The 20,319-nt window shown below is 33.5% G+C and carries 17 protein-coding genes; 12 read left to right on the plus strand and 5 right to left on the minus strand.

From position 1 onward, the window contains the following. Entirely contained in the window at window positions 1-639 is a 639-nt protein-coding gene (locus tag FLB_RS04845) for a hypothetical protein (protein WP_157490533.1), read from the minus strand. 444 nt (window positions 640-1,083) lie between these two features. On the opposite strand from FLB_RS04845, the gene FLB_RS04850 reads away from it, so the two are divergent. Continuing rightward, window positions 1,084-2,202, plus strand: a complete 1,119-nt coding sequence (locus FLB_RS04850; RefSeq protein WP_064714810.1) for a vWA domain-containing protein — start codon at window positions 1,084-1,086, stop codon at window positions 2,200-2,202. 93 nt (window positions 2,203-2,295) lie between these two features. Further along, window positions 2,296-3,753, plus strand: coding sequence for a hypothetical protein (locus tag FLB_RS04855; protein WP_064714811.1), 1,458 nt, complete (start codon window positions 2,296-2,298; stop codon window positions 3,751-3,753). Between the two features lie 29 nt (window positions 3,754-3,782). On the opposite strand, the gene FLB_RS04860 is transcribed toward FLB_RS04855, so the two are convergent. Beyond that, complete coding sequence (locus tag FLB_RS04860) at window positions 3,783-6,212, minus strand: AsmA-like C-terminal region-containing protein (protein WP_064714812.1); 2,430 nt, start codon at window positions 6,210-6,212, stop codon at window positions 3,783-3,785. A 151-nt stretch (window positions 6,213-6,363) separates the two neighbouring features. Here FLB_RS04860 and FLB_RS04865 point away from each other — a divergent pair, with 151 nt between their 5' ends. Then, window positions 6,364-7,224 (plus strand): DMT family transporter, encoded by an 861-nt coding sequence (locus FLB_RS04865; protein WP_064714813.1) that lies wholly within the window; start codon window positions 6,364-6,366, stop codon window positions 7,222-7,224. Window positions 7,225-7,534: 310 nt separating this feature from the next. On the opposite strand, the gene FLB_RS04870 is transcribed toward FLB_RS04865, so the two are convergent. Beyond that, window positions 7,535-7,678 carry a hypothetical protein gene (locus tag FLB_RS04870; RefSeq protein ID WP_064714814.1) on the minus strand — a complete coding sequence of 48 codons (144 nt, stop codon included), beginning with the start codon at window positions 7,676-7,678 and terminating at the stop codon, window positions 7,535-7,537. Window positions 7,679-8,138: 460 nt separating this feature from the next. On the opposite strand from FLB_RS04870, the gene pfkA reads away from it, so the two are divergent. From pfkA to FLB_RS04885, 3 genes are all read left to right on the plus strand, one after another. Beyond that, the gene (pfkA, locus tag FLB_RS04875; RefSeq protein ID WP_064714815.1) at window positions 8,139-9,125 is read left to right on the plus strand and encodes a 6-phosphofructokinase; all 987 of its coding nucleotides are present in this window, start codon (window positions 8,139-8,141) and stop codon (window positions 9,123-9,125) included. Between the two features lie 47 nt (window positions 9,126-9,172). Continuing rightward, a complete protein-coding gene (gene gap, locus FLB_RS04880; RefSeq protein ID WP_064714816.1) occupies window positions 9,173-10,177 on the plus strand; it encodes a type I glyceraldehyde-3-phosphate dehydrogenase in 1,005 nt (334 codons plus the stop codon). A gap of 132 nt (window positions 10,178-10,309) precedes the next feature. Beyond that, the gene (locus tag FLB_RS04885) at window positions 10,310-11,161 is read left to right on the plus strand and encodes a hypothetical protein (RefSeq protein WP_064714817.1); all 852 of its coding nucleotides are present in this window, start codon (window positions 10,310-10,312) and stop codon (window positions 11,159-11,161) included. A 285-nt stretch (window positions 11,162-11,446) separates the two neighbouring features. On the opposite strand, the gene FLB_RS04890 is transcribed toward FLB_RS04885, so the two are convergent. Next, complete coding sequence (locus FLB_RS04890) at window positions 11,447-11,827, minus strand: RidA family protein (RefSeq protein WP_064714818.1); 381 nt, start codon at window positions 11,825-11,827, stop codon at window positions 11,447-11,449. Window positions 11,828-11,934: 107 nt separating this feature from the next. Further along, window positions 11,935-14,625 (minus strand): putative LPS assembly protein LptD, encoded by a 2,691-nt coding sequence (locus tag FLB_RS04895; protein WP_064714819.1) that lies wholly within the window; start codon window positions 14,623-14,625, stop codon window positions 11,935-11,937. Between the two features lie 159 nt (window positions 14,626-14,784). On the opposite strand from FLB_RS04895, the gene FLB_RS04900 reads away from it, so the two are divergent. The 6 genes from FLB_RS04900 to FLB_RS04925 all read left to right on the plus strand — a co-directional run bounded on the left by FLB_RS04900 (window position 14,785) and on the right by FLB_RS04925 (window position 20,287). Then, window positions 14,785-15,903 (plus strand): N-acetylmuramoyl-L-alanine amidase, encoded by a 1,119-nt coding sequence (locus FLB_RS04900; protein ID WP_231891042.1) that lies wholly within the window; start codon window positions 14,785-14,787, stop codon window positions 15,901-15,903. A 48-nt stretch (window positions 15,904-15,951) separates the two neighbouring features. Then, window positions 15,952-16,917, plus strand: a complete 966-nt coding sequence (locus tag FLB_RS04905) for an MlaD family protein (protein ID WP_064714821.1) — start codon at window positions 15,952-15,954, stop codon at window positions 16,915-16,917. A gap of 4 nt (window positions 16,918-16,921) precedes the next feature. Beyond that, window positions 16,922-18,253, plus strand: a complete 1,332-nt coding sequence (locus FLB_RS04910) for a (Fe-S)-binding protein (RefSeq protein WP_064714822.1) — start codon at window positions 16,922-16,924, stop codon at window positions 18,251-18,253. Window positions 18,254-18,314: 61 nt separating this feature from the next. Further along, on the plus strand, window positions 18,315-19,106 hold the full coding sequence (locus FLB_RS04915) for a (Fe-S)-binding protein (RefSeq protein ID WP_064714823.1): 792 nt from the start codon (window positions 18,315-18,317) through the stop codon (window positions 19,104-19,106). A gap of 19 nt (window positions 19,107-19,125) precedes the next feature. Further along, window positions 19,126-19,608: a hypothetical protein gene (locus tag FLB_RS04920; protein ID WP_064714824.1), complete on the plus strand. Its 483-nt coding sequence runs from the start codon at window positions 19,126-19,128 to the stop codon at window positions 19,606-19,608. 76 nt (window positions 19,609-19,684) lie between these two features. Next, window positions 19,685-20,287 (plus strand): phosphatase PAP2 family protein, encoded by a 603-nt coding sequence (locus FLB_RS04925; RefSeq protein WP_064714825.1) that lies wholly within the window; start codon window positions 19,685-19,687, stop codon window positions 20,285-20,287. Window positions 20,288-20,319: the final 32 nt, after the last annotated feature.

Here is a 20,319-nt window from a genome sequence, read left to right on the forward strand (position 1 = left end):
TTAAGTTCTTACTATCGGCATATTTAATTCTTCACCAGCGCAGTCAACAAATTCATCATCCTTAAGTGCTTTCAGTCCAATTTCTATTCTTGCTTTGTTGGTTGCTTCTTTGGTTTGAAGGCATGGTTTACCAAAAGCTGATCCGTAAAATACTCTTCTGTTTTTTTTATTCTTGCTAATTGTCCAATAATATTTATCCAAAACTGCGGCAAAAAAATCAGGTTTGAAGTTGCCTTTTTTAACTTCATTTAGAAATAAATCAAAATAGATTTGCTCATTAACTAATCTATGTGGATTGTGAAGTAATATTGCTCCAAATGAACCTTGAACACATTCATAGTTGAAATTTTTTTCACCCAACAATGTTTTGTTTGGAAAACCATTGGCTTTTACAAATGCTACTACTTTTTTAAAATTTAGAGTATCAATGTTTTGTATGAATTTTGATTTATCTTTAAATCCTTCGGACAATCTAATACCTTGATCTAAACCATACATTTGGCATAATTCAAAGGCTAAACTATCTTGTTTGGATTGAATATTCTTGCTAGAATTATAGTTTTGAATTTTTGAATTTGAACAGCTTAATAGAATTGATATATAGAGTATTGATGAAATGAAGTAAAAATGTTTTTTCATTTTTTAAATTTATAAAAAGGGATGAGTAATTTTATTTCTAATGGTTTGTAAAGCGAATTTTCGCTGGTTTTCATATTTAGATTCGTTAAATCCACTTTTTCTGTGTTCCACTTTCAAAATGAGCACAAGTAACAGATTTTCTATTCCTTTAAAGCTGTAAATCTAAGAAAAATCATCTATTTTATTGCTTTTAACTAAAAATTAATAAACGTTAGACGAGCAACAGCATCAAAATGCTGTACTTTTAATTTGCCAATAAAAATGCTTATTGCTGCTCTTTAGCCCCGGCAGTAGCGGCATCCTTTTTCTTTTTTCTTTAAAAAGAAAAAGATATAGCGGATGACGGGACGTTGCTGGCTAAAAAGCCTATTTTTTCTGCTCCAAAACTAGGAGTTAAGTTTTTATTGAAAGTATTGTGATTCCTAATCCTATTTGTTGTTTGCGATGAAAAACCAAAACCGTGCTGGATTTTATTTTAAGATTTACGAAGCGCCCTTTCTGTCGCCGTTTGATCGATTGTTCCCTATTTTTAAAGAATTAATTACGCATACTTCGGGCGATTTTGACGAGGCGATTGCTTGGTTACGTGAATTGGACAAGGAATATAAATTGACCGATGCCAGTTATACTATAGATGATTTTATTGAAGATTTAAAGAAAAAAGGGTACATCCGTGAGGAATTGAAAGACGACGGCACCACTGGAACGGGTATTACAGCCAAAACCGAACGCGCCATCCGTCAGCAAGCGTTGGATACCATCTTTGGTACTATGAAACGCTCGGGAAATGGTAATCACAAAACGAAACACAGCGGTAACGGCGATGAACATACAGGTGAGTTTCGAGAGTTTCATTTTGGCGATAGTTTGGAACGTATTTCGCTGACAGAAAGTTTGCGAAATGCCCAAATTAATAATGGGGTTGCCGATTTTAAACTCACGGAAAACGATTTGGTGGTTGAGGACACCCAATACAAAGCCCAAATGAGTACGGTTTTGATGATTGATATTAGCCACAGTATGATTTTGTATGGTGAAGACCGCATTACGCCTGCCAAAAAAGTAGCGATGGCATTGGCTGAATTGATTACCACTCGCTATCCAAAAGATACTTTGGATATTTTGGTTTTTGGAAATGATGCTTGGACCATCGCGATTAAGGATTTGCCGTATTTAAAAGTTGGACCTTATCATACTAATACCGTCGCTGGTTTGCAATTGGCCATGGATTTACTCCGAAGAAAACGCAACACCAACAAACAAATTTTTATGATTACCGACGGTAAGCCAAGTTGCGTGCGGGAGAAAGATGGCTCGTATTATATGAATAGTAATGGCTTGGATCAATACATTGTAGACAAATGCTACACTCAGGCGCAACAAGCTAGAAAATTACATATTCCCATCACCACTTTTATGATAGCTAATGATCCGTATTTGCAAAAGTTTGTGACCTATTTTACCGAAGCCAATCAAGGAAAAGCCTTTTATACGGGTTTGAAAGGATTGGGTGAAATGATTTTTGAGGATTATGAAGCGAATCGAAAGAAGAGGATTAAGTAGTTGTCGGGTATCAGTTTTCAGTTATGAGTTTTCGGTTATGAGTTTTCAGTTGAATAAAACACATATAAATTAAGATTTAATAAAATATCATCCATGAATGACATAAAAACTTTAGGCGCATTAAAACAATCGGGTTATCAGCCAAGAACGATTAAAGAAGAATTGCGCGATAATTTGAGGAAGAAATTGCAAGCGGGTATTCCGACTTTTGAAGGGGTGCACGGATTTGAAAATTCGGTGATTCCAGAGTTGGAACGCGCTATTTTATCGAAACACAATATCAATTTGTTAGGGCTTCGTGGGCAAGCAAAAACGCGTTTGGCTAGAAAAATGGTCGAATTGTTGGACGAATACATTCCATTTGTGGCGGGTTCTGAGATTAATGATGATCCTTTCCGCCCCATTTCTCGTTACGCCAAGGATTTGATTGCCGAGTTAGGCGATGCAACGCCCATAGATTGGTTACCTAGAAGTGAGCGTTTTTATGAAAAATTAGCTACGCCCGATGTTACAGTAGCCGATTTGATTGGGGATGTCGATCCGATCAAGGCGGCGAATCTAAAATTGTCGTATGCGGATGATCGTGTGATTCATTTTGGGATGATTCCAAGAGCGAATCGCTGTATTTTTGTCATCAATGAGTTACCCGATTTGCAAGCTCGAATTCAGGTAGCGTTGTTTAATATTTTGCAAGAAGGCGATATACAAATTCGAGGCTATAAATTACGAATGGCTTTGGATATGCAGTTTGTTTTTACCGCCAATCCAGAAGATTACACCAATCGAGGAAGTATCGTTACGCCATTGAAAGACCGTATTGGTTCTCAAATTTTAACCCATTACCCAGAAACTATAGCCATTGCTCGTACCATCACGCAGCAAGAAGCCAAGTTAGAAAGCAGTCAAACCGATGTAGTGTATGTACCTTCTTTGGCTAAAGATTTGTTGGAACAAATTAGTTTTGAAGCGCGAGATAGCGATTTTATTGATCCAAAAAGTGGCGTGAGTGCTAGAATGAGCATCACGGCCTACGAAAATCTGATTAGTACGGCTGAGCGTCGTGCTTTAAAAGCAGGAGAAAGCACTACAGCAGTGCGTTTGTCTGATTTTATGGGCGTGATTCCTGCCATAACCGGAAAAGTAGAATTGGTTTATGAAGGGGAACAAGAAGGCGCTGCGGTGGTAGCCCAACATTTGATCAATGACGCGATTCGTACATTTTTCCCGGGCTATTTTCCAAAGATTGAAAAACTGGAAAAACAAGGAGAAAAAACGGCTTATACCGATACTTTAGAATGGTTTTTTGCTGAAAGTGGTTTCGAATTATTGGATGACGCCACGAATGATGAATATCAAACTATTTTGGATAATGTTACACCATTAGAAGTCATTATCAAAAAATACCAACCGCAATTGCCCAAGGAGGATTATTATTTTATGAAAGAATTCTTGTTGTGGGGCTTGGCTTCCTATAAAAAACTGAGTAAAGATCGTTTTTCCGAAGGGTATCAGTTTAAGGATCCGTTTGGGAGTTATATTAGTAAATTATAAATAAAAAAAGGGGGGCACTAACCCCCCAATTAATATTTTAGTTTTTCGTTTTTGAAACGGAGTTTAATTTTGAACGGATTTTCGCCTTCCTCAATTGCTTGTAAATGCAGCGTGATGCCTCGATTTCTTTTTTCTTTGACTATCTTCTTTTTTCTTCTTTTTTTATCTTTTTCAGGATTTCTCAAATGTACATCCACTTCCATATTTGAATCGCCATAAAAACCATAAGTGCCTTCCAAATCAAAGTCGAGTACCGACGAATTAATTGGGGTTTGATCGAAGTTGGCAAAACCATCTTTAATATCAATGTTTATGTCAAGAGAATCAATAGTTATGTTATCAAAATTCCGAAAAGGAAAGGCATATTTTCCAATTTTTTTTAAGGGGTCAAAGTGTTTCAATGCACCTTTATTTAATTCAAGATTCAAATTTCCGGTTAAGGAACGTTTAACCATATTTAAGTTTTTATCAAAATCGCCATCAAAATAACCCGAAATTGAGACTAGACCGGAAATGGATTCTGGAGTAAGTGCCTTGGAACCAAAATTATCAAAAGCTTTTAAAAGCTCATCAACATCTACTTTAGTAGCGTCAATTTTTGTGTAAATGTGATTGCTTTTATCTTTATACGAAATTGCTCCGTTTAACTTTATTGGACTTTTTCCAAATACTAGTGAAACATTTTTAATGATTGTGCTATCGGCAACTACTTTAATTTGCGCTATTGCTTTTTGTACTTTAACTTTTTTGTAAATAATGGTATCGGCACTAAAATTGATTGATGCGTTTGATTCATTTAAAATATTGATAATATCTGGAGAAATTGCTGCAGTTTGTTTTGGAGCGGTCGTAGTTTTTCCGCTTCCAAAATTGAATTCGTTCAAATCAATTGTTTTAGCTTGAATATCCCAATTCATAAAGATTTTTTCTGGAGAATCATAGTAATAATTTAAAAAATTATCTGAGTTACCTTTTAAGTTTAGTGCGCTTTTTTGCGTGTTCAAAACGATTTGGTTTACCCTTAATTGATTGGTAGTAAACGACAAGTCAATGCTACTATTTTGGAATTGTTTATTAAGAGGTATAAGCGTTCCATTTGCATTTTGAACCACTACCGAACCAATAAAAAAAGGTTTTACCATTTTTAAATCCTCAACATCAGCTTTGAAAGAAAGGTTTAAATTTGCATTTCCACTTTCAAAGGACATTTCTTTATTCACAATCGTTTGATTTAATTGTTCCAAATCAAAACTACTAACAAATGAACCTGAAGCAATGGGTTTATCCAAATTCAAAATCATCATATTTTTGGTAACAAAAGGAATATTTTTAACTTTTCCTCGAAAGTTTTGAAGAACAACCGCAGAATTTTCATCGGATATGTCTTTATTTTTTTGATAATGGTTGTTATAAACGCCTAAAAAGTTACAATCAGTTATTTTATAGTCAAAATAACTAAGTTCATTGTTTTTGATTGTCGCCTTCACTAGAATTTTTGGGTCGCCATCTTTGTTAAAGTCTCCAATGATATTGCAGCTTACTTTAAATGGATCTTTAAAATCAAAACGGTTTAGAATACGGCTAATGTTATTGGAAAGCAGATTAGACGCAGATTTCCAGCGAATATTTTTAACAAAAAGCCCAATAGAAAAAATGCTGTTTCCCTTATCTACTCCAAAACTAGTATTAACTTTAAAAACATCCTCTCCAATAGACAAAGCATCAGAATTGACAGCTATAGCACCATTTGCTTCGGAATATTTAGCTATTAAAGTTCCCTCAATCACTTTGTTTTTAGCAAAACTTCCGTGACGCATGCTGAAAGTCATGCTTTTTACCAAGGTTTTCAAATCAATATCTGCTTCCCAACCTTGAGCCGTATCGAATTTTTTTAAATGAAGATGATCTACTGTAAAATCAAATCTTTTATGTTTGAATTGATTTTCAGAAATAAACGAAACATCTACTAATTTTACTTGATCCAATTCTAATGACAATTTTTTTGAACTTGTAGTTTTGGTTTTAGAATCACTTGAAAAAACGGACGTATTAGTATAGCCTTTTGGGTCTATATATAGATGGATTTTAGCATCATGAATAGAGACATTGTCTATTTTTATTTTCTTTAAAAAAATGTCCCACGGCAAGATTTTGGCGTAAATAGAATTTGCTTTTAGCAAGGTTCTTTTGTGTTTTGCCCACAAACTGTCTTTTATAGTTACATCTTTTACGGCAATGGTCATGTGAGGGAACCCATGAAAATAAACCACTTCAAAATCTCCAATTGTTACTTCGCCTTTGATGTTTTTATTGGCAATTTCTCTAACTTCTTTTAGTAATTGGTCATGATGAGTGTCAATATAAAGCCCTATAATACCATATAGACTAATTAAAAACAAAACGAAGAATAGAAAAAATTTACCTATTTTTTTTATAATGGATAACCATTTTTTAGTCATAAATGAAAAGGTTTAGTCGTTAGAAGTAATTCATTTTTAACCAAATATAGACAATTAAAGTAGTTTTCCAAGAAATGCTTAAGTCAATGCCTTTGTTCGTGAATACCAATCCGTAGTAGAATTTGTATTTTTGGACAATAAACTCATATTTATGCTCTTTTTAATTCTAAGTATTGTTTGCAGTGTTACTGTGGGCGTACTTTTCAAGTGGTTCAGAAACCTTGAAGCGTTCAATAGTAAAGTCATCATCGCGTCCAATTATGGGATTGCCTTGTTGTTGTGTTACTTTTGTTTTTCGCCACAATTTAGTACGCTGGCTGAACAAGCACCGTGGCCTTTGTATTTCGCTCTCGGATTCTTGCTGCCGAGTGTTTTTCTATTGCTTTCGCAATCCATTCAGTATATAGGTATTGTCAAAACCGATGCAGCGCAGCGCTTATCGTTGTTCATTCCGCTGCTAGCTTCTTGGTTGCTTTTTGGGGAGCAATTCAGTATACTTAAAGTATTGGCTTTTGGTCTCGGATTTCCAGCCTTGCTGCTTATTTTATCTAAGCCTACCGCGAATAGCAATTCCAATTGGGGCTATTCTGCTTTGGTACTTTTAGGTTTTGGAATCATCGATATTTTGTTCAAACAAATCGCCTTGCAAACCCAACTGCCTTTTACCACCTCGCTTTTGGTTATTTTTGCGTTGGCATTGGTGATAATGAGTGGAGTAGTGGGCTATGAAATTTTAATCCAACATCAAAAAATAGCTGGTATCAATGCTCTTTGGGGAGTCGCTGTAGGTGTTTTCAATTTTGGAAACATCTATTTTTACCTCAAGGCGCACCAAGCTTTTTCTGAAAATCCGTCCACTGTTTTTGCAGGAATGAATATGGGAGTCATTGTTTTAGGAAGCCTCATTGGCGTGTTGATTTTTAAAGAAAAACTTACCCTGAAGAACTATTTGGGCCTATTTTTGGCGTTATTAGCCATTGTCCTCCTCACGTATGCACAATTGAATGCATGATATTTTCTAGGAGCACTACCTTTCGCACCACAAGAATCGTCACGCTTTCCGCTACAATATGCACATATCATTTTAAACCAAAAAACTACAAAACAACCGAACAGTTGCTTTGTAGTTTTTTTTTTTTTTACCTTTTGAAAAGGCAACTATTCTAACGATATTTATAGTGAAACCATGAGACTTTTATTGCGTTTGCGGAGGACAAGAAGATTGAAAATGGCTTAAAATCACAGACGTTCACACAGTACACTTCAATTGATGAAGTATGTGGTCCTATTTGGTACAAAATAATTTGATTTAACGGGTTTACCTACTTAGAGAGTGCTCTTGTAGTAACATAATAGCGATATCCTATAATTGCCATCTGCCATTTTTTAGCTTTGGTGATGTCTAATTTTTGTTTGGTAAAGCTTGGTAAAATCATTTTGTTGATTTGAGCAATAATTTTGAACATCTTATCTTTTTTTTTTCAAAGATATAAAAGAGAGTTTTAAAATTGAATGCTAGCTTTCAAAATAAACTGCTATTTTGTTTAATTGGTAGTCGTATAACTCCTTTTAGTTTTTCCTTCGGCAGATGTTTTAAATTAGGCTAAGGTGTTTTCTTTGGTTCGGATTATTTTCTTGTAAATTTTTATAGCGTTCTAAATATAAAATTATCGTTAATTATTTGGTAGCTAACTCTTTTCTATAAACTATTGAAGATGAATAATTTATTTGTTTTTTAGTAAAACTTGATGAAAATGCAAAAAAAAACTATTTTATTGCTTTTTGTTGAAAATTAATGATTTTTTTTTGCTAAAAGCAAAACTTATCAACGAAAACGTTTGAATTTCGGCTCTTTTATTAAAAATATAATAAGATATTATTAAAACTAGTCTTTGTTTAGTAAATTTACATATTAATACTTAAAAAATGTCAAAAACAATAAAAAAAATAGGAGTACTTACCTCAGGAGGAGACTCTCCTGGTATGAATGCAGCTATACGTTCTGTTGTTCGTACCTGTGCTTTTCACAATATAGAATGTGTTGGGATTTACAGAGGTTATCAAGGGATGATTGAAGGAGATTTCAAAGAATTAGGTCCTAGAAGTGTCAATAATATTATTAATAAAGGTGGAACTTTTTTAAAATCTGCTCGTTCTCAAGAGTTTAGAACACCTGAAGGTCGTAAAAAAGCACATGATAACTTAGTGAAGGAAGGTGTTGAGGCCTTGGTTGTTATTGGTGGTGATGGTTCTTTTACAGGAGGGTTGCTGTTTAATGCAGAATTTGGTTTTCCAGTAATTGGTATCCCAGGAACTATCGATAATGATATATATGGTACAAGCCATACTTTAGGTTACGATACTGCATTGAATACAGTTGTTGAAGTAATTGATAAAATTAGAGATACAGCCAGTTCTCATAATCGATTGTTTTTAGTCGAAGTTATGGGAAGAGATGCAGGGCATATTGCTTTGAATGCTGGTATTGGTGCAGGTGCTGAAGAAATTTTAATTCCAGAAGAGGACTTAGGATTAGAAAGATTAATGGATTCGCTAAAAAGAAGTAAATCTACTGGTAAAACTTCAAGTATTGTGGTTATTGCCGAGGGCGACAAAACCGGAAAGAATGTATTTGAATTGAAAGATTATGTAGAGTCCAACTTTCCAGAATATGACGTTCGTGTTTCTGTATTAGGTCACATGCAACGTGGAGGTTCACCTTCTTGTTTTGATCGAGTTTTAGCTAGTCGATTAGGTGTTAAAGCCGTTGAAAGTATTTTGGAAGGAAAATCAAATTATATGGTTGGCTTGTTAAATGATAAAATTGCATTAACTCCACTCGAACAAGCAATTAAAGGACATACAGAAATTGATAGAGAATTACTTCGTGTTTCTGATATTATGTCTATTTAAACTTTAAAAGAAAAAAATAAAATAAAAAATAATTTAAATTAAGTAAAATGTCAAAAGTAAAATTAGGAATAAACGGTTTTGGGAGAATTGGAAGAATTGTTTTTAGAGAATCTTTCAATAGAGATAATGTAGAAGTTGTTGCAATCAACGATTTATTGGATGTTGACCACTTAGCTTACTTATTAAAATACGATTCAGTTCACGGTCGTTTTGATGGAACTGTTGAAGTAAAAGAAGGAAAATTATACGTAAACGGAAAGAATATCCGTATTACTGCCGAAAGAAATCCTGCTGATTTAAAATGGAACGAAGTTGATGTTGATGTTGTAGCAGAATGTACTGGTATTTTTACAACAATTGAAACTGCAACTGAACATATTAAAGGTGGTGCGAAAAAAGTAATTATTTCGGCTCCATCTGCTGATGCTCCAATGTTTGTAATGGGAGTAAATCACGAAACAGCCAAAGCGTCTGATTTAGTAGTTTCAAATGCATCTTGTACTACAAACTGTTTAGCACCTTTAGCAAAAGTTATTCATGATAACTTCGGAATAGAAGAAGCATTAATGACTACTGTTCATGCTACAACTTCAACTCAAATGACTGCCGATGGTCCTTCTAGAAAAGACTGGAGAGGTGGTCGTGCAGCTGCAATTAATATTATTCCTTCTTCAACAGGAGCTGCAAAAGCTGTTGGGAAAGTAATTCCTGCTTTGAATGGAAAATTAACTGGTATGGCTTTCCGTGTTCCTACAGCAGACGTTTCTGTAGTAGATTTAACGGTAAAAGTAGCTAAAGAAACTTCTTATGAAGAAATTATGGCTGCTTTAAAAACAGCTTCTGAAACTACCTTGAAAGGAATCATGGGCTTCACAGAAGACGCAGTGGTTTCTCAAGACTTTATTTCTGATAAGAGAACTTCAATTATTGATGCTTCTGCTGGAATTGGTTTGAATTCTACTTTCTTTAAATTAGTATCTTGGTACGATAATGAATACGGTTATTCAAGCAAATTAATTGACCTGTCAGTTCATATTGCAGGTTTAAAATAAAAACTAAAAGTTTAAGATTCCAAAAGTTTCGGCTTTTGGAATCTTTTTGTATATACAAATAATGCACACAAGAAGTTTTATGCATTTCTTGTGTACATTTGTATACTATATCAATTCCCAAAAATTAAGTATATGAAATTAATAGTAGACAGTGGTTCAACAAAAGCAGATTGGATTGCAATTGATGAAAAAGGAAAAGTCCTATTTACAACCCAAACCCTTGGATTAAACCCTGAAATTTTAGAAGGCCATGAAATTATTGAACGTTTAAACGATCGTTTTGATATTTTGCAAAATAAAAAAACGGCTACCCATTTGTTTTTCTATGGCGCTGGCTGTGGGACTGCACGAATGAAAGTGGAATTAACACGTATTTTTCAGGACTATTTTCCAAATGCAATTGTTTCAGTAGAAGAAGATACCTATGCAGCAGTGTACGCCACAACTCCAAAAGGAGAAGAAGCTATTGTAAGTATTTTGGGTACTGGTTCTAATTGTAGTTACTTTGATGGAAAAAATTTGCATCAAAAGGTACAGTCCTTAGGATATATTATTATGGATGATTGTAGTGGGAATGTTTTTGGTAAAGAATTAATTAGAAAGTACTATTTTAATAAAATGCCAAAACATATTGCTGTTGAATTTGAAAAAGAATATAATGTAGATCCAGATTTTATTAAAAGTAAATTATATAAAGAACCTAACCCTAATGCTTATTTAGCGACTTTTGCTAAATTTTTAATTAAACACAAAGAAGAAGAATTCTGTAAAAAAATTATTTATAAGGGAATGAAGTCTTTTGTTAAAAATTACATTAAACAATTCGATAATTATCAGGAAGTGCCAATTCATTTTATTGGTTCTATTGCTTTCTATTTGAAAGAAGAATTACAAGTAACCTTTGATAAATATGAAATGAAATTAGGAAATGTATTGCGCAGACCAATTGACGGTTTAATAGCGTATCACGTTGCTAATAGTTAATTCAATTGAAAATTTAGTTTTACAAAACTAATGTTTGCAAAAGGAGTTCCAGAAAAGTAAACCGAAGAAAAAAACATTTTCAGCAATAAGAAAATGTTTATGGGAGTTGAAAATGATGAAGAATTTGCCAGAAGAGTAGGTGAAGGGAAAGCGAATAAAAATTTTTATTTTTAAATCTGTTTTCCATTCCCCTACACGAGGCGAGATTAAATGGCTAATCTGAGTTTACGAAAATTATAATAGTTAAGTCTTTTTACTTTGATCATTTGTGACTAAAACTAATTGTTATAGCACTGCAATCATAGCTATTTCTACATTAACATTTTTTGGCAAACATGCCACTTGAACCGTTTCACGAGCTGGAGCGGTTTTTTCATTAAAATACGAGCCGTAAATTTCATTTATAGTCGAAAAGTCATTCATGTTCATGATGAAGATACTTGTTTTTACAACATTTTCAAAAGTCATATTAGCGGCTTCCAAAACTGCTTTCATATTTTGCATCACTTGCTCAGTTTCTGCCTGAATAGAGTCAGTTACTAGTTCACCAGTTGCTGGATTAATGGCGATCTGTCCAGAGGTATACAGGGTGTCTCCTTTTAAAACGGCTTGACTGTAAGGGCCAATTGGCGAAGGAGCTTTGTCTGTAAAAATAATTTTTTTCATAAAGGTAAAAGTTGTTTATTAATTGTCATATATGATATCGCCTTTTATTTGTCGGTGTTTGTTTGTAGCAAACTTGTTGTTAATGGCGATTTCAGAAAAAAACATGATTATTTTATTGTTCTGTCGTTTACTCGTTGTTTATTCCACTTAATATCGCTTAGTACACCTGATTTTATTCCGATGAAGAAATTCCAATTCGAGTAATCACCAAAAGGTGTCCAGTTAAAATCCATTCTCCAACTTAATAAATCTCTTTCAAAACGTATTTGTGTAAAAGTCACTCCTTTTTGTACAAAATCGTAACCGGTTGAGATACCAGCTTTCCATTTAGGAGTTAAATCTGCGTTCGCAGAAATCATAATAGAGTTGTTGATGATTTTCTTTTCACGGTTGTTGTTTCCGTAGGTCAAGGAGTAAGCAAAAGTCATATCCCACGGCAATTTAGATCTGAAAAATGTTGTAATAACATCTTCGCCTTTGGTAGTATCTTCGTCGTCAAATTGACTTTTTTGATTTAGAAGATCCCTACTTTTTCCAAACAAATCATCTTCTCTTCCTCCGTTTCTTTTTACTTGGTCATCATTTTTTTTCTTGTCATCAAAATCACTACTCGCAATAGAATAATTAATAGTCATATTGGCGCTAGTCATTCTGAATAAACTTCCTCCATTGTTTATATTGTATACATTAATTCGATTTCCAGAATTGTCAATGGCATAAGGATCTAAGGTTGCGCCAAAATTTAGATTCATTTTATTTTTAAACAATTGTGTTCCGCCACTTACACGAACCGGTGACCAAGCCAAAGTTGTTTTTCCATCAGCATTAAGATCGTAGCTGGTAGAAAAATTCAAGTTGTTTAACAGCATGATTTTTTTGGGTTCTACTTTCGTAGTATCGCTATCAGTTACTTTCGCTTCAAAAGTATTGCTTAAGTCAAATCCAATATTGTTAGAATTTGCAATACTAGGTACTCCGTAAATTCCGCCTTCAAAACGAGTATAAGATTTCATCTTGCCACTGGCGTCTTCTGCGTAGGTGTCATAGTACTTTTGGAAACTAGGAGTGTAGCCATACGAAATGGAGGGACGCATGACGTGTCGGATGGATTTTATTTTTTTGTCATTCCCAAAATTAAATGTACCATAAATCGTAGTTCCGATACTACTAGATAAAGAATAAGTTCTAAAGGCGTCAAATCCATTTATGGTCTCTTGAACGACTTTACTCTGATTAGTGTCATAATATTTTCTAATCGTTTTTAAGTACCATACTTCATTGTAATTGGCCGATGCAGAAGCACTAAAGTATTTGAATAATTTGAAGTTGGTACTAATAGGAATACTGTGTTGCATTCCTACTTGCGCATTTTTGAACATTTCAGGTTTAAAAAATAAAGAGTCTGTGGTTACAAAACTATTTCTTCCGTTTAAATTGTATTGTAAATTGATGTTTTTGATAAAACCTTTCTTAATGCCGTCTCCTTTTGCAAACGGGAAGACTCTGTCTACACTTAATTGAAGAGTAGGCAAGGTCATATCGATTTGGCTTGTTTGCGTGTTTTGTGAATGTGTAGCCGATAGCGACATTCGAACTTGTGGGATGGAGTTGAATGTTTTGGAATAGGAAATTGATGAACTTAAGGTGTTATTAAGATTTGAACCAAAATTTGCAGAATTGATAGATTGTTGGAAGTATTTACTACTACCTAAGTTTACTGAGGCTGAAAAACTAGAATTAGGGTTGGATTTTGAATCTTTGGAGTGTGACCATTGAATGTTATAAATCGTTTGTTTTGAATAATCAGGATAACCTCTTTCGCTGTTAATTAAATTTTCGAATCTGAAGTTGAAATTACCTCTATAGTTATATCGTTTGGCATAACTAGATTCCATACGCATGCCATAGCTCCCATTGGTGTAGTAGTCACCAAGCACAGTTAAATCGTAATGATCGGTTAAGGCAAAATAATATCCAAAATTCTGCAATGAAAAACCGCGAGTATTTGAATCGTTGTAATTAGGTAAAATAATTCCTGAAACACTGGTTTCTTTGCTCATTGGAAAATAAGCAAAAGGGAGTGCAATGGGTGTGGGGACATCCGCAATAACCATGTTTGTTAATCCTGTAATTACTTTTTTACCTGGAATAAATTTTACTTTATTCGTTTTAAAATAATATTCTGGATTATCCACATCTTTTGAAGTGGTAAATCGTGCTCCTTTCAAGAAATAAACGGAATCATTTTCTTTTTTAGTTACAGCAGCTTTGATTTTAAATTCTCCTTGATCGGATCTTGAGTTCCAAATTAAGGCTTTTTTTGTTTTAAAATTAAATCGAATAGAATCAGGTTCTACAACATTAGAGCCTTGTTTAAAATTAGGAAATTGAGTGTATTTACCAGTAGAATCTTTGATACGTCCTGCATACACTTCATTTTTTTCATAATCCATAACAATGATTCCGGATTTTAGCTCAATGTCTTGATAATACAGTTCAGCCTTATCATAAAGCGTAATTAGTTTCTTTTTTTGGTCTATTTTAGTATAGTTTTGTGATTTGTATCTAACTTTACCTTCAAGAAAAGCTTTCTTTACTTTTACCGTATCCGTTTTAACTGAATCTTTAGTAATTGTAGGGGTAATTATGTTTTTTGTTTTGTCTTCTTTTGCTTTTGTAGTTTCCTTTTTGGAAGGAATTGCAGTGTTTTTTTTCTTTATATCTTGCGAATAAGCACTAGTAGTTCCTAGTGTAAGAAAAAATGATATTAAAACGATATTAAATAAGTTTGTATGCAAAGGTTTTAATGCTATTTTTGTAAAAATGATGGCTTGCTTTTTGAAGCACCAAACTTACATATATTTTTTTGCAAAAATAATCAATTAACATAATTATAGCTGACGCGCCCTAATAAAATTAACTTTTAATTTATGAATACAAAGATTTGTCTAAAAGTAATGTTTATTATTACTTTCTTCTTTTCCTCTTTTTTTTCTTATAGTCAATCCGAAGTCTTTAGGGTAGCTTTAGATGCAGGGCATGGAGGTCATGATACGGGAGCAAAGTATAGCGGACGAGTTGAAAAAGATGTTGCTTTGGCAGTAGTTTTAAAAGTGGGAAAAATTCTTGAAGAATCTAAGAAAGCAGAAGTAGTTTATACACGAAAAACTGATGTTTTTATTGATTTGATTGAAAGAGCCAACATTGCTAACAGAGCTAGAGCGTCAATTTTTGTCTCTATTCATTGTAATGCTAATAAAAATTTAGCAGCCGATGGCACGGAAACCTATGTAATGGGTATGACCAAAATCGCTTCAAATTTAGAAGCGGCAAAGAAAGAGAACTCTGTTATTACTTTAGAAAAAGATTATAAACAAAAATATGAAGGATTTGATCCTAACTCTCCAGAAACCATGATTGGTATGACTTTGATGCAAGAGGAATATTTGGACAATAGTATTTCATTAGCATCTAAAGTTGAAAATGAGTTTCAAAATCTAGGAAAGAAAATACGTGGCGGAGGTGTGAAACAGGCACCATATATGGTATTACATAAAGCATATATGCCGAGAGTTTTGATAGAGATGGGGTTTATTTCTAATGCTGCAGAAGGAGCTGTTTTGGTGTCTGAAGAAGGTCAAAATGATTTGGCTCAAGCAATTGCTAAAGCGATAATTAAATATAAAAATGAATTTTTTGAAAGTGAAGGTTTTGAAAACTTTCCAACACCAAAAGTAGATACCACAGATAAAAAAGAGATCATAAAACCGAAAGATACCTCCGATTTTCAAGAAACTGCTAAAGTTTCAACAACACCAACGACTGGTACAATCTTTAAAGTTCAAATATCAGCTAGTTATATTCAATTAGAGTTGCTACCAAAGAATTTCAAAGGGTTAAATTTTATTTCGATGGAGCGCGATAATAATTTGTTTAAATATTTTTATGGTGAAACTGCTGATTATAATGTGGCTAAAGACAATTTAAAAGCTGCTAAGGCTAAAGGCTATGATTCTGCTTTTTTGATAGCTTATAAAAATGGAAAGAAAATTAGTATTCAAGAAGCGATTAAATAATTCATTCAAGTTAAATTTTTATATTATTTTTGCGCAAAATCTTATATTTTGAAACTAACAAGAGAAATCAAAACGGCTATTATAGTAATTACTGCTATTTTATTATTTATTTGGGGCTATAGTTTTTTAAAAGGACGCGATCTTTTTACAAATTACAAAACCTATTATGTGGAGTATGATAATGTAGAGGGTATAACACCTTCTTCTGTTGTGACTTTGAATGGATTAATAATAGGAAAAGCAACCGCTATTACCATAAATAATACTACGGGTAAACTTCGAGTAGAGTTACAACTAAAAACAGATTTTCCTATTTCAAAATCTAGTACAGCTGTTATTTATGAACCTGGATTGATTGGTGGGAAACAAATTGCCATTCATCCCAATCTTAATGATAAATCCATAATTGAAGACGGAGCAACTTTACAAGGAGATGTTGAGTTAGGTATGGCAGCAAGCATGGGCGAAAAACTTGCTCCTGTGCAACAAAAAATCGAAAAGTTGCTTGTAAGCGCAGATCGAATGATTACTGGAATAAACACTGTTTTAGATCAAAAAGGGCAAGCCGATTTGAAAAACAGTTTGGCTGAATTAAGCAAAACAATGGAACAATTTCATAAAGCTTCAGTTAGTGTGAATGGAATCTTAGATACGAATAAAACTAAAATTAATGGTATGGTATCTAATTTTAATAAAATTTCTGGAGATTTCTCTAAAATATCAGATTCTTTGCAAAAAGCTGATTTAGGTAAAACAGTAAAAGAGTTAAATAAAACTTTGGCAAATGTAGACAAGATTATGAGTAATTTGCAATCTGGAAAAGGAACGATGGGGAAATTACTTAATGATGAAGCGCTATATGCTAATTTATCTAAAACATCAAAAGAGTTGGAATTGCTACTACAAGATGTTCGCTTAAATCCAACGAGATATGTTAATGTTTCTGTGTTTGGAAAGAAAAACAAGCCTTACGTAGCACCTATAACTGATTCAATAGTAAAAGCTAATAACTAATTATATGAATTTTTTAGACAATGTATTGTTCGCCATCGTCTTGGCAATTGGTTTTGGATATTTCTTTATAAATGTCAAAAAAATCATTCGAAACATTAAATTAGGTACTGCCGTTGACCGAAGTGATAATCCCAAAGAACGATGGAAAAATATGGCAATGATTGCCTTAGGACAATCAAAAATGGTAAAAAGACCAATTGCTGGAATTTTACACATTGTTGTTTATTTGGGATTCATAATCATCAATATAGAATTATTAGAAATTATAATTGATGGGCTTTTTGGGACACATCGTGTTTTTGCTTTTTTGGGCGGAACTTACGATTTCCTGATTGGTTCTTTTGAGATTTTAGCGGTTTTAGTATTACTGGCTGTTTTTACCTTTTGGACCAGAAGAAACATTATTCGTTTAAAGCGTTTTATAAGTTCAGATTTGAATGGATATCCTAAGAATGACGCGAATTATATTTTATATTTCGAAGTAGTTTTGATGTCTTTATTTTTGTTAATGAATGCATCCGATTTGCATTTGCAACAAGTACCGGGAGGCTTTTCTCATTTCATCAAAGCAGGTTCGTTTCCTATTAGTCAATTTATAGAACCAATTTTCAATGGAATGTCTAACGAATTGGTGATGCTTTTATCAGAAGCTTTTTGGTGGTTGCATATTATAGGTATTTTGATTTTTATGAATTATTTATATTTTTCAAAACACCTACATATTCTTTTGGCTTTCCCAAATACTTATTTTGCTAACTTGAAACCTCAAGGTCAGTTTGATAATTTAGCCTCAGTTACTAATGAAGTGAAGTTAATGATGGATCCAAATGCAGATCCTTTTGCAGCTCCCGCAGATCCTAATGCTGCTCCAAGTAAGTTTGGTGCAAGCGATGTAATGGATTTGAATTGGGTACAGTTAATGAATGCTTATACTTGTACAGAATGCGGGCGTTGTACCTCTTCATGTCCAGCAAATCAAACCGGTAAGAAATTGTCTCCTCGTAAGATTATGATGGATACAAGAGATCGTTTAGAGGAAGTTGGAAGAAATATAGACAAAAACAAAGGTGTTTTTGTGCCAGATTCAGTTTCACTTTTGAATAATTACATTACAGCTGAGGAACTTTGGGCTTGTACTTCTTGTAATGCTTGTGTTGAAGAATGTCCAGTAAATATTAGTCCATTATCAATTATTTTAGATATGCGTCGTTATTTGGTGATGGAGCAAAGTGCTGCACCAATGCCTTTGAATGCCATGATGACCAATATTGAAAACAACGGTGCTCCTTGGCAATACAATCAACAAGACCGTTTGAACTGGAAAAACGAAATATAATAAAAAGTTTAAATTTTTAATCGGTTAGGTACTTAACCCATTAACTAATAACCAAGATACAATGTCAGAAAATTTAGTAGTGCCTACAATGGCCGAAATGTTAGCTCAAGGCAAACAACCCGAAGTTTTGTTTTGGGTAGGTTGTGCAGGAAGTTTTGACGACAGAGCCAAAAAAATCACCAAAGCATTTGTTAGAATTCTAAATCGATCTAACGTTTCTTTTGCTGTTTTGGGTACAGAGGAAAGTTGTACTGGAGATCCAGCTAAAAGAGCGGGTAACGAATTCTTGTTTCAGATGCAAGCGATTATGAATATTGAGGTTTTAAATGCTTACGAGGCTAAAAAAATTGTAACTGCTTGTCCTCATTGTTTTAATACATTGAAAAATGAATATCCTGAATTGGGTGGTCACTATGAGGTAGTACATCATACTGAATTTTTAAAATCCTTGCTAGATGATGGTCGTTTGACAATTGAAGGTGGACAATTCAAAGGTAAAAAAATCACTTTCCATGATCCTTGTTATTTAGGAAGAGCTAATCAAATTTATGAAGCACCAAGAGATTTAATCCAAAAATTAGACGCTGAGTTGGTTGATATGAAGCGTTCAAAAGCCAATGGATTATGTTGTGGTGCTGGTGGAGCTCAAATGTTTAAAGATGCTGAGCCTGGTAACAAAGAAGTAAACATCGAAAGAACAGAAGATGCTTTAGAAGTACAACCAAGTATTATTGCTGCTGGCTGTCCTTTCTGTAATACGATGCTTACTGATGGCATAAAAAATAAAGAAAAGGAAGCTGATGTAAAAGTGTTAGACATTGCTGAACTTATTGCAAATGCACAAGATTTATAATAGAATTTAATTCAAAACTATGTACGTACCCTTTGAAAGTTTACCTGAAGAATCAAGAATATGGATTTATCAATCTAATAGAAAGTTTTCTGATGCTGAAATGACCGAAATTGAAGAAGCGTTGCAAATTTTTTTGAAAGATTGGGCAGCTCATGGTACAGGTTTGGAGTCATCTTATCTTTTAAAATACAATCGTTTTATAATTATTGCAGTAAACCAAGAAGTTCAAGCTGCAACAGGTTGTTCAATTGATAGTTCAGTTGAATTTATTCAAAGTTTAGAAAAGAAATATGCAGTGGATTTATTGGATAAAATGAATGTCACATTCAAATTAGGAGAACACGTAGCGCATAAACCATTGCTTGATTTTAAGAGAATGGTAAAAGACAAAGCTGTAACCGAGAATACTATTGTTTTTAATAATTTAGTCAATAATATTCAAGAGTTTAATGAATCATGGGAAGTTCCCGCTGCCGATAGCTGGCATAGTAGATTCTTCTAAATAGATTAATAAAAAAACTAGGTTATTATTGATATTTAATCTAGTTTTTTTTGTTTCAAACCTTTTCTATTACTTAATGATAAGACAATATTTTCTGCTTTTTTTAGTGCTATTTTCATCATCTTTGTTTGCGCAAAACTTTGATATCAATACGTTACGTTCCATTAATTTGCATCGTAATGAGAATTTAGATACTTCATTTAAGCATATTACCAATAGTTATGCGGTGGTTAGTATTGGAGCGCCATTGACAATGTATGCGGTTGGATTAATCAATAAAGATGTTGATTTGCAAAAAAATGCCATTTTTATTGGTGAATCTGTTGCGGCTTCAGTTTTTATTACAATTGTTCTAAAAGAAACAATTAAAACAGAGCGCCCTTTTGTAACCTATCCTGAGATTGAAAAATTAACATCGGCAGGGGGGTATTCGATGCCTTCAGCGCACACTTCTATTGCTTTTGCAACAGCTACATCTTTAAGTATGGCTTATCCCAAATGGTATGTAATTGCACCTTCATTTGTTTGGGCATCCGCTGTTGGCTATTCTAGAATGCATCTTGGAGTACATTATCCAAGTGACGTTGTTGCAGGCGCACTCATTGGAAGCGGATCCGCTTATCTTACTTATAAAATCAATAAATGGATGAATAAGAAAAGACGCAAAGAAGGGCTATAAGTTTTTTTACTTTCCTTAACTTTTTGATTCCT

Source organism: Flavobacterium succinicans (assembly GCF_001662485.1).
GTDB classification, from domain to species: domain Bacteria; phylum Bacteroidota; class Bacteroidia; order Flavobacteriales; family Flavobacteriaceae; genus Flavobacterium; species Flavobacterium succinicans_A.

Coding starts and splice junctions, on each gene's coding strand:
- FLB_RS04845 (WP_157490533.1), bottom strand. CDS start 639: ATGAAAAAACATTTTTACTTCATTTCATCAATACTCTATATATCAATT.
- FLB_RS04850 (WP_064714810.1), top strand. CDS start 1,084: ATGAAAAACCAAAACCGTGCTGGATTTTATTTTAAGATTTACGAAGCG.
- FLB_RS04855 (WP_064714811.1), top strand. CDS start 2,296: ATGAATGACATAAAAACTTTAGGCGCATTAAAACAATCGGGTTATCAG.
- FLB_RS04860 (WP_064714812.1), bottom strand. CDS start 6,212: ATGACTAAAAAATGGTTATCCATTATAAAAAAAATAGGTAAATTTTTT.
- FLB_RS04865 (WP_064714813.1), top strand. CDS start 6,364: ATGCTCTTTTTAATTCTAAGTATTGTTTGCAGTGTTACTGTGGGCGTA.
- FLB_RS04870 (WP_064714814.1), bottom strand. CDS start 7,678: ATGTTCAAAATTATTGCTCAAATCAACAAAATGATTTTACCAAGCTTT.
- pfkA (WP_064714815.1), top strand. CDS start 8,139: ATGTCAAAAACAATAAAAAAAATAGGAGTACTTACCTCAGGAGGAGAC.
- gap (WP_064714816.1), top strand. CDS start 9,173: ATGTCAAAAGTAAAATTAGGAATAAACGGTTTTGGGAGAATTGGAAGA.
- FLB_RS04885 (WP_064714817.1), top strand. CDS start 10,310: ATGAAATTAATAGTAGACAGTGGTTCAACAAAAGCAGATTGGATTGCA.
- FLB_RS04890 (WP_064714818.1), bottom strand. CDS start 11,827: ATGAAAAAAATTATTTTTACAGACAAAGCTCCTTCGCCAATTGGCCCT.
- FLB_RS04900 (WP_231891042.1), top strand. CDS start 14,785: ATGTTTATTATTACTTTCTTCTTTTCCTCTTTTTTTTCTTATAGTCAA.
- FLB_RS04910 (WP_064714822.1), top strand. CDS start 16,922: ATGAATTTTTTAGACAATGTATTGTTCGCCATCGTCTTGGCAATTGGT.
- FLB_RS04915 (WP_064714823.1), top strand. CDS start 18,315: ATGTCAGAAAATTTAGTAGTGCCTACAATGGCCGAAATGTTAGCTCAA.
- FLB_RS04920 (WP_064714824.1), top strand. CDS start 19,126: ATGTACGTACCCTTTGAAAGTTTACCTGAAGAATCAAGAATATGGATT.
- FLB_RS04925 (WP_064714825.1), top strand. CDS start 19,685: ATGATAAGACAATATTTTCTGCTTTTTTTAGTGCTATTTTCATCATCT.